The sequence below is a fragment of the Pontiella sp. genome (assembly GCF_041622395.1).
Taxonomy (GTDB): Bacteria; Verrucomicrobiota; Kiritimatiellia; order Kiritimatiellales; family Pontiellaceae; genus Pontiella.
Window position 1 is genome coordinate 1 of the sequence record NZ_JBFJYW010000138.1, and the last position, 9,764, is coordinate 9,764.

4 protein-coding genes are annotated in these 9,764 nt (G+C 60.7%); all 4 read right to left on the reverse strand.

The window, feature by feature from the left end; genetic code table 11:
* Positions 1 to 238: 238 nt before the first annotated feature.
* The 4 genes from ABYO54_RS09370 to ABYO54_RS09385 all read right to left on the reverse strand — a co-directional run bounded on the left by ABYO54_RS09370 (position 239) and on the right by ABYO54_RS09385 (position 9,449).
* Positions 239 to 2,218 (reverse strand): glycoside hydrolase family 97 catalytic domain-containing protein, encoded by a 1,980-nt coding sequence (locus ABYO54_RS09370; protein WP_372807990.1) that lies wholly within the window; start codon positions 2,216 to 2,218, stop codon positions 239 to 241.
* 34 nt (positions 2,219 to 2,252) lie between these two features.
* Complete coding sequence (locus ABYO54_RS09375) at positions 2,253 to 4,721, reverse strand: glycosyl hydrolase family 95 catalytic domain-containing protein (RefSeq protein ID WP_372807991.1); 2,469 nt, start codon at positions 4,719 to 4,721, stop codon at positions 2,253 to 2,255.
* 41 nt (positions 4,722 to 4,762) lie between these two features.
* Positions 4,763 to 6,145 (reverse strand): sulfatase, encoded by a 1,383-nt coding sequence (locus ABYO54_RS09380; RefSeq protein ID WP_372807992.1) that lies wholly within the window; start codon positions 6,143 to 6,145, stop codon positions 4,763 to 4,765.
* 262 nt (positions 6,146 to 6,407) lie between these two features.
* Complete coding sequence (locus ABYO54_RS09385; protein ID WP_372807993.1) at positions 6,408 to 9,449, reverse strand: GH116 family glycosyl hydrolase; 3,042 nt, start codon at positions 9,447 to 9,449, stop codon at positions 6,408 to 6,410.
* Positions 9,450 to 9,764: the final 315 nt, after the last annotated feature.

The window sequence follows — 9,764 nt, forward strand, 5'->3', positions numbered from 1 at the left end:
GATAGGGACTACACCATCAGCGCAAGCAACTCAATTAAAAACATCATTTTTCAAGGACTGACCCCTTACCACAAGGCGGCAACGCAACAGAGAATTCGACCAAATGATTTAGGGTGGTTGGCGAAGGAACGCAAGATGGCAGAAAGTTAAAACGGAAGCACCTAATTGAGTATCGGTGTCCATCCGGGTTTATCAGGGGTTCCGAAATCCGGTCCAAACGCAGCGGAACCGCATCGGCCTATTTTGCCGGCCGGATCCACATGCAATGGCCGCCGCCCGGGGCAATGCGGGCGGAGATGACATCGCCCTTTTTCACCGTCTGTTTGCGAATCTGGTAAAGCTCGCGTTTGGTTTCCACCGGTTTGAACGGCACCTTTTTCTTGGCGGCATCTTTTCTGTTCCATCCGCCGGGGAACTGATAGTCGGCGTTCGCGTCGTCTTCGTAGAGCGTGACGTCATAGGTGACGCCCGGCTCCAGGAAATCGAGATTCAGCTCCAGCGCGCGGCCGGATTCGTCGGCCAAGGCCGCCACGAGCCAGGTATCGCCCGTGCGGCGGGCCATCGTGATGTAGTCGCCGATCTTCATTTCCAGCACCTTCGTTTCATCGTAGGTCATCGGAAGCTGTTTGATGAATTCGAAGAGATCCATCTTGCGGTTGTAGGCATCCGGCATATCGGGGAGCGTCAGGATGCCGCTGGGGAAGACCAGGCACTGTGCGGCCTGCGAAACCACCGTGCTCGGGATCTGCTTGTGCACCTTTTCGCGCCCGATCGCCTCATCCAGGCCGAACAGGCCGCAGCTGCGGTCCACGGGGCCGGACAGGGAATGCACGACGGGGAAGACCGCCAGCTCGGAGGGGGTTGCCGGCACGCGGTTCGCCGCATCCAACATGCTGTTGACATACTCGCTCGAAATGAAGTTCGGATAGGTCCGGGTCAGCCCGGTGGGCTTGTTGGCCTCGTGGAGAACGTACATGAGCTGGTATTCCGCGCACTTCTCGAGCACCTTGACGCTGAAGGCGTTTTTGGTCTGGTTCCCGCCACCGAGGAAGCCGTGCTTGATGCCCTTGATCCCCCATTTCCGATACTGGGAAAAGGTGCGGTCCATATCGAAATTCTTCAGCGCGCGGTCATTGATGTAGAGCCAGACGCCCACGCCCTTCTGCTTGGCGTAGTCGGTGATGCGGGGAATATCGACGTCGTGTTCGTACTTGATCGGGTCGGATTTATCGTCGCGTTCGGGGCCATACCACTCCGCATCGATGATGAGATAGGGCAACCCGTTTTGGTGGGCGAAATCGATGTAGCGGATATAGCTCTCGGTGTTGATGCCGTAGACAAAGCCGTCGTCCGCCTTGCCGCCATGGTTGCGCCAGTCCCACAGCGCAACGCCCGGCTTGATCCAGCCGGTGTCGGCCAGCCGGCTCGGCTCATTCAGGTTGAGGATCAGCGAAGACTCGACCAGCCCGCCGGGCGTGGCGGAAATCTGAACCGTGCGCCAGGCGCTGACCGAGCCGGCCTCCTGATTGCAGGACGAGGAATAGGTGAGCGTGCGCCGGTCGGCACCGAGCGACAGCATCGCATCCGAGGAGTTGACGACGGCCGCTTCGTGCAACGAGACGAAGCAATCGTCCGAAAGCTGAACGGTGAACGGCGTGCGGCACGGTTTGCCGATCTTGCCGAACGGAACCTCGTTGGCGAGCGTCGTCGAGGTGGCCGCATACCAGGCAACCGGGTCCTTGGACACCATGGAAACGGCCGACCATTCCTTCGCGAAATTTGCGTTGGCCAGCCCCTTTTGGCTCGGGAAAACATAACGGAATGCGATGCCGTCGTCATAGGCCCGCAAAACCACCTGCATCGTGCGCTTCGGCGCGTTGACTTCCGCGACATCCAACGTCAGTTCGTTGTAATGGTCCCGCACCTCGCCGAACTGCCCCCAAACCGGTTTCCAGCGCTCGTCGTGCGCGCCGGTTTTCGACCCCGACACCGCAATCGGCCCCGAAAAGGCGCCGCCTTCGAGCTCAACACCCAAACGGGATTTTGCAATGACGGGCGTTCCGTTGAACTCAACGGAATAGGCCACCTGCCCGTTTTCCGCGTGGGTGCTCAACACAATGCGTTTATCCGGCGAACGGATCTCCGCAGCGTCCGCCCCGATGGACGGCAAGAACGAAACCACACCGATGGAAAGGGCGATGAATAGAGTACGCTTCATGATGGAACCTTGTTTTGATTGATTGTTGCGGAGGCTATTTCCAAACCTTCGACTCGCCCTTTTTCAGCGTAATGGGTGCGCTCAGGTTACCGTTTGAATAGACGCGGCAGGTGCCGTCGCGGTTTGCGCGGATCGTCGCCTGGACCAGCTTTCCGGCCGACCACTCCAGATCCACCTCGAAGCCGCCGCGCGCCTTGAGGCCGTTGATCTTGCCGTTTGGCCAGGCCGACGGCAGCGCGGGCAGCAGATGCAGGATGTAGGGCGCGTCGGCCAGTGCTTCGTCCGGAGCGACCGGCACAAAATGCTTGGGGTTTTTCGGGTCCTTTTCATAGGCCACAAAGGCGGCCGCCTCGATGGAGTTGGCGCGGTTGTCGACGCTGCGGAGGTGGCTCTGCAACAGCATTTCGCAAACGCCCGCTGCGCCGCCGAAGTTGCCGTCGATCTGGAACGGCGGATGGAAATCGAACAGGTTCGGATAGGCCCGCTTCGCGGTCAGGAACTGATAGATCTTATGCGCATGGTCGCCATCGTGCAGGCGCGACCAGAAGCAGGTTTTCCAGCCCGTGCTCCAGCCGGTGGAGGCATCGCCGCGATGCTTCATCGTGACCAGGGCGGCTTCGTAGAGTTCCTTGGTGGTGACCGGCGAAATGTCGCGCCCCGGATGGAGGGCGATCAGGTGCGAGATATGGCGGTGCGTATCCTTCGGATCATCCCAGTCTTCCGGCCACTCCTGCAGCTGGCCGTGTTGGCCGATCTTCTGCGGGCAGAGTTTCGGGATCATGGCCTGGAGGGTTTTGCGAAAGGCTTCGTCGCGTCCGAGAAGCGTGGACGCCTCGATGCAGTCGGTGAAGAGGTTGAGCACGAGCTGCTGGTCCCACGACGCCCCGTAGGCCTGCTTGTTCAACTTGCTATATTGCTTGGCGAGGTAGGTGTTTTCCGGCGACCAGGTGGGATAGACCACGAGCGAACCGTCCTTCCAAGGGGCGAGGTACTCGACGAAGAATTCGGCGGAACCTTTCAGGATGGGATAGATCTCTTCGAGGTAGGCCCGGTCCTGGTTGAAGGCATAATGGTCGTATAGGTTCTGGCAAAGCCAGTGCCCGGCCTGCTGGGCGCGGCGGCCATGCTCGTTCTGGCCGGTGAAGCCGAAGACGTTGCCGTTGAGGCCGACACTCCAGCCCTGGTCGACCCCGAAGGTTTCCTTCGCCGTATAGGCCCCCGACTGCGCCAGGACCTTCATCCATTCGACGAACGGGCGGAACGATTCCGACAGGTTGGCGGGATCCACCATCCAATAGTTCATCTCCACGTTGATGTCGGTGTGGTAGTCGCAGTTCCACGCCGGCTTGAGCGAGTCGTTCCACAAGCCCTGCAGGTTGGAGGGCACCGGTGCGCCGCGCGAGCAGCTCAGCTGCAAATAGCGGCTGTAGTTGAAGTAGAGGTTTTCCAGTTCCAGACTGCTGCCTGCGGCCACGAGTTGGTCGGTGGTCTTTCCCGTCGGCTTGAAATCCAGTTCCAGCCGGCAGCGGTTCATCCGCTCCGAAAAGTCGTCCACGTGCGCTTTCTTGAGGGAAGCAAACCCAAGCTTGGCCGCCGCCGAGACCGCTTTTTCGCAGTCCCCTTTATAGTCGCGCCCCTTGAACGAAGGATAGACCGGCAGATAATCGCAATAGCCCGCCAGAATCAGCGTCACTTCGCTCGCGCCCGAGATCGCCAGCGATCCATCGGCCTGCGGCGTCACCGTTCCGTTCGCATCGACCTGCACGAGTTGCATGAACTCGACATCGTCCTTGACCATCTTCGCGGCGCCGGTTAGGGCGATTCGGTTGCCGGCAACCTTCACGTTCGCGCCTTTATGCTTGGAGGAGGTGGAGACCGTCAGGTTCAGCTTGGCCCCCTCGGCGGTGTAGTGCGCCACAACGACATCGTTCGGGTAGCTGCAGAAGAATTCCCGCTTGAACGTTCCGCGGCCGATCGAATAGCTGACGGTTCCCAGCCCGGTGCGCGCATCGAGCGCGCGGCGGTAGTCGCGGACCGCCGCCGGATCGTGCCCGGTGGCGATCAGCAGGTCGGTGAAAGGCGCATAGTTGCCCAGCGGCTCCTGGCTGCTGATATATTCGGTGGACAGACTTTCCATGCTGCCCGCTTTGGTCCCGTATTTGCCATCGCGATAGGCCTGCCGAACCATTTCGAAATCCTTCGGATCCACCTTGCGGGCACTGCTTTGAGCCGCCTCGTCCTGACCGCGCTTGGTGTTCATCCACAGCGTAATATCGTTGAGCATCAGATGCTCGGTATCGATCCCGCCGGAAAACATGGCCCCCAGCCTGCCGTTGCCCATCGGCAACGCCGTCTCGATGTAGCCCAGCTTGCCCTTTCCTTTTCCTTGGCTCTCCAGAGCCGGGGAATCGTAGTGCAGCACGAAGCGTTCATCGGCCGAGGCAACCGTTGCCACAAGCAACAGCGACCCCAGCATGGTGCTCAATCCGTTAAATCCCGTCATTTCATTCTCCTCGTTAGGTCCCGGCGCAGGCGCGCGTTCCTCTATTTTCCCACCGGCGGCGGCATCTTGGCATTCACCGAAACCAACCATTTGTTCAGTTTCCCGCGCAGGCGTTCCGCCAACTCGGGATTGGCTTTGACTTGGTTTTGGGTCTCCATCGGATCGTCCTTGAGATTGAACAGCGCATCCGGAATGGTTCCGTGCCCTTCGTAGAATTTCCAGTCGCCCTCCAGGATGGAGCTGCCCATGAAATATTTTACGTCGGGGCGGTTGTGCGGGTAGTGCCAATAGAGGGCATCGCGGTCGAGTTTCTTCGCCCCCTGGAACAGCGGCATAAGGTCCAGCCCCTCCAGTTGGGGAATCGCCTGGGTCGATCCGCCCGCCGCATGCACGAAGGTCGGGAAAAAGTCCATGCTGTTCACGGGAGTGTCGCAGGTTGTTCCGCCTTTGATCACCCCCGGCCAACTGGCCGCCATCGGTACCCGCAGGCCGCCTTCCAGCAACGAACCTTTTTTATCCGCCAGCCACTCGGTGGGTTTGTCGCCGCCATTGTCGGAATAGAAAACCACCAGGGTGTTCTTGCGGGTTCCGGTGGCGTCGAGCGTATCGAGCACCTTGCCGACGGCGTTGTCCATGCTCTCCAGCATGGCCAGATAGGCATTGCCGCCATTCTTTTGCACCAGCTCTTTCGGAGCCCGGATCGGGGAATGCACCGAATAGAACCACAGCGACAAATGGAACGGCCGCTCTTTGTTGGATTGGATGAAAGCGACGGCTTCGTCGCCCAAACGGTCGGTCAGGTATTCCCCCTTTTCCCGATCCTCGATGGTTCCGTTTTTGTAGGGATCAAACCAGGACTTGGGCTGACCATACGCACAGCCGCCGATGTTGGAGTCGAACCCAAAATGTTCCGGATGGTAGCGGCGGTCCACGATGCCGTCTTTGGTGCTGATCGACCCCTCGCCGGCCAAATGCCATTTGCCCAGGAAGCCGGTCGCATAGCCCTGCTTCTTCAGTTCGCGCGCATAGCTCGGCAGTTCCAGCGGCAAATGCTTCAGCGTTTCGGCATCCTTCGGCCCGCCCTTGGGCGCCGGGCGCTCCTTGCCGGCCTTCCCCGGAATGTGGGTGGTCAGGCCGATCTGCGCCGGCGACATGCCGGTGATCAAGGCCGCGCGCGTCGGCGAACAGACCGTCGCGGCGGCATACGCCTTGCTGAACACCATTCCGCTTTGCGCGAGCCGCTCGAGATTCGGCGTGTTGATTCGGGAATCGCTCCCGTCGAAATCCACCCACCCCGGCCCGAGGTCGTCGGCCACGATAAAAACAATATTGGGCGGTTTCGGAGCGCCCTGGGCAACCGCCGCAAAAAAGAGCGCCCCCACCGCGAGCGTCGTCAGCGTTTGGTGCAGATTCCTTGATTTCATATCGATCCTACTCTCCATTAAATAACCGTTCCATCCCGGGGTATGCCCACCCAGTAGACGCAACACGCATCGTAAGCTGGACATGCTACCAATTTACCCCAAGAGCGGTATCGCCTGAAAAGGGTATTCTGCCCCTCACAAAGCGTATTTTTTGATGTATTGCCGCAATTCTGCGTGGCCCGGCGGCCCAATGGGCCCGGCCCGGAGCCGCGAACCGGCCCGTCCGGCTACCGCCACGACAAGGCAGGTTCGCTTCGTTTCTTCACCGAAGCACGACCGTCAACGTTTGGTTGGCGGCGAGCGTAACCGGGGTCTTGAATTCCAGCGAGATTCCGTTTTGGGTCTTCACCGGTTGGGCATTCAGCGGCGTTCCATCGACCGAAACGGCGGCGGTTCCGACCTCCAAGCCCACCGGGTTCAAGCGAATCGACTGGAGCTTCAGTCGGCCCCAGTTCACGGCCAGTTCGGCCTTCATCTCGTTGGGGCCGAGGGTCTGGCTGAAGGTGCCCCACCCTTCGGCGGCGGTGAACGGCGCGCGGAAGTTTTCCGGGTGGAGGAGCGGATCGAAGCCGATCATGCCTTCGGGGCCGTTGTATTCGAACCCGCAGGCGGCCAGAAAGCTGCCGTAGGAGGCCATGGCGCGGGCATAGAAATCGGAAAACTCGATTTCGTTGTAGGGGTTGCGTTTGGCCGGCGCATAGCGGTCGTGAACCGTGCGCATGATCGCCAGCCCTTTGGTCAGCAGCTCCGGATCGCGCTCGGCAATCATGTGGGCGGCGACCTGATGTTCGAAGCCGGACATCACTTCGTTGAAGTAGCCAAAGGTCCAGAACTCGCGTTGCTTTTCGGTGATCCCGCCGTTGGGCCACGAGCACATGATGACCCCGCCGTCGCCCTTCCAGGCATAGAATCGCCCCTTTTTGAACACTTCGCGGAAGGGGCCGACGTCGGTCAGGTAGTTGTATTTCCAGATGGCGTTCAGCGCGGAGCGGATGTGCTCCGCGTTGTAGAGCCGTCCGAGTCCAACCTGGTTGGCCCAGAACTGGCCGTAGACCTGGTCGATGTAGACGCCGGGGCCGACGCCGATCGCGTCGGGGTGGTTCGGGTCTTCGATCTGCACGTAGTATTCGCCGTTGTAGAGCTTTTCGATGTTCTTCGATCCCATTGCGTAGGTGTCGCGGCAGAGCGTTTCGAAGGCGGCGTCGCCGATGTCGATGGCCATCTCCTCGCCGGCGCGCAGCGCGGCGAGGTAGAGCGAGCAGAGCACATGCACCTTGCCGTACCACTCGGCATCGAGCGTGTTGTGCTGTTCGCCGTCGAGCAGCCCGTCGTAGGCATCGTCGTTTTTGTCGAACTCGATCAGGTAGTTGACCGCCTTCTTGATCGACGGCCAGTTGCGCTTCAGGAACCCGTCGTCCGCCGACATCTGGTGCTCGCGGTAGGAGCGCAGCACGGTGCCGCACTGCCCGTCGATGGCGACCTTGGTCTTGTCCTTCGACGGACGGAACGGCACGCCGCCGTCTTCCATCTGATAGAGTCCGAAGTCGGTCACCTCGCGCAGGTTGCGCTCGAGCGACGGGAAGAGGCGCGCCATCGCCTGGGCATAGGCCCACACGTGCGTGCAGGTGCCGGGGCCGGCGCCGATGCCCTCCCAGCCCCAGAAGCGGTCGCCGGCAAACTGCAAATTGGCCGTCTGCATCGTGCTCGCGGGCGCCATCGCGCGGTCCATGAACCACTGCGGCAGGCTCGTATCGTTCCACGTATCCGCCCAGCGGCGGGTCTGCGAAGAGAGGCGCTCGAAATTACCCGAAACATAGCTGGCGACCGCCGCGGCGTTGTTGAACTTTTTCGTATAGGCGTCATGGTTGAAGCGCCAGGTGATCAGGAACGGAATTTCCCGGCTCTCCCCCGGCGCCAGCTCGGCGGAAACCCGCAGGCCGTTGGCGCCGTCTTTCTTGATCGGTTCGGCGTCGCCGATCACCGTCAGGCCCAGGGAACCGGCTTTCTGCCCGCCGGCCTTGGGCAGATCGAGGGAAAACCCGGTTGCGCCATTAAAAGAAGCGGACTGAAGCTTTGCGTCCCGGCCCGGCACATCCAGCCAACCGTCGAACGCAACCGAAACCGGTTTCGAAGAACCGTTCGTCAGCGTGAAAGCCATCACGGTGGCCGGAAGTTTGGAATCTTCGACATTCAGCGGAATGAAGGGCGAGAAGGCCGCCAGCTGAACGCGGACCGGCGATTTGGAATCGTTGTAGGCGACGTTGCCGACGGGCCACTGCCCCTCGAACTCGACCGTCTCCCAACCCGCGGCATCCATCGCAAATTCCGAACCGCCCTGGATCTTCAGCGCAAAGCCCGACGTCACGGGCGGGGGAAATTTTTCGACCGTCGGCGGGTTCATGAAGTTCGCGCCGTCATGAATGCGGATGGTCTTGCGCAATCCGTTCTTAAACCCGACATAGCCCTCCGGCAATGCGACGTCCTGATTGATAATCCCCTTGGGCTGCGCGCCGAAAATATCCCAGGCGTAGAGCCGTCCGGCGCCATCCATGACCAGCGATCCGCAGGCGATTCCGCCGACCGGCATGCCGATGTATTTGAGCGAATCCTCCGCCTTGGAGCCGCGGATGGCCGCATCCAGCGGGTGCCCGCGCTCCGTCAAAGACGCCACCCAATCGGGATCGAGCTCTTTTTCGGCCGGAACCATTTTGTGGTACAACTCGGCCGTCTCCATCGCACTCCGCGCCGGTTCCTCCGATTTCTGCGCGACCCGAGCCGCCGCGCCATCGGCGAGGCTCAACGTGATCGAAGCGAGATCCCACTGCGACGCTTGCATTTGATTGCTGAAACGGAACACGGCAAAACGACTAACGAGCTCATCCGCCGGAAGTCCCATCTGAACGGTAAAACTATTTTCCTTTGGCGAAACAGACCGACTAACGACCGCCTCCGCCGCGCCCCACTCCGCGCCGCTCGTCACCGTCAGGTCGCCCTCGCCGTACGTTCCGAGAAAGTCGACGGTCAACCCGGCGGGCTTTCCCTGAAAAACCTTCAGGTTCCCGGACAGCAAAATGCCGCGCTCGGCCGCCGCGCCGGCGATACCCGACAGATCGAAGGTCGCGTACCCCGAGAATTCGATCCGGCCGTTGTTGTTTTTGCCGGACCGGATCAGGGTTTCATTCACCTGCGGCGTGCCGTTCGCCACAAAATAGGTGCCGGAATCCGTCGCCGGTACCGCCTGCGCGGCAGCGGCGGATATCAGCAGCAGGCACATGCCCCACAAACATTTCTTCATTCTCGCCATCGACTTCTCCTTGATCTTGGTAAAATCCAATCTTTCCTCTAACGTGCGGCTCCTGCTTGCCCGTCCGCTCCTTACGGCCCGGCCTCCAGATCTTGGAGCTGGGCCGGCAAAGGCCGATTCCACTCGACCGCGGCGAATGCAAACGCAAAACCAGTCGCAAAAAGGTCGGTATTCTTGCGCGGCTTTGCAAGTAGATTCCGCCGCGCGCCATTTTCCGCGCTACGCAATTCCCCCCACAGGCACCCAGCGGAGAATCCCTGAAAAGGTTGGACGACCGCCCGAGCGACCCTCTAGAGTGTCGCGACATCATGGAAC

Bases quoted from the DNA above. Each gene is read 5' to 3' on its own strand.
- ABYO54_RS09370 (WP_372807990.1), bottom strand. From the start codon at position 2,218: ATGAAGCGTACTCTATTCATCGCCCTTTCCATCGGTGTGGTTTCGTTC.
- ABYO54_RS09380 (WP_372807992.1), bottom strand. From the start codon at position 6,145: ATGAAATCAAGGAATCTGCACCAAACGCTGACGACGCTCGCGGTGGGG.
- ABYO54_RS09385 (WP_372807993.1), bottom strand. From the start codon at position 9,449: ATGGCGAGAATGAAGAAATGTTTGTGGGGCATGTGCCTGCTGCTGATA.
- ABYO54_RS09375 (WP_372807991.1), bottom strand. From the start codon at position 4,721: ATGACGGGATTTAACGGATTGAGCACCATGCTGGGGTCGCTGTTGCTT.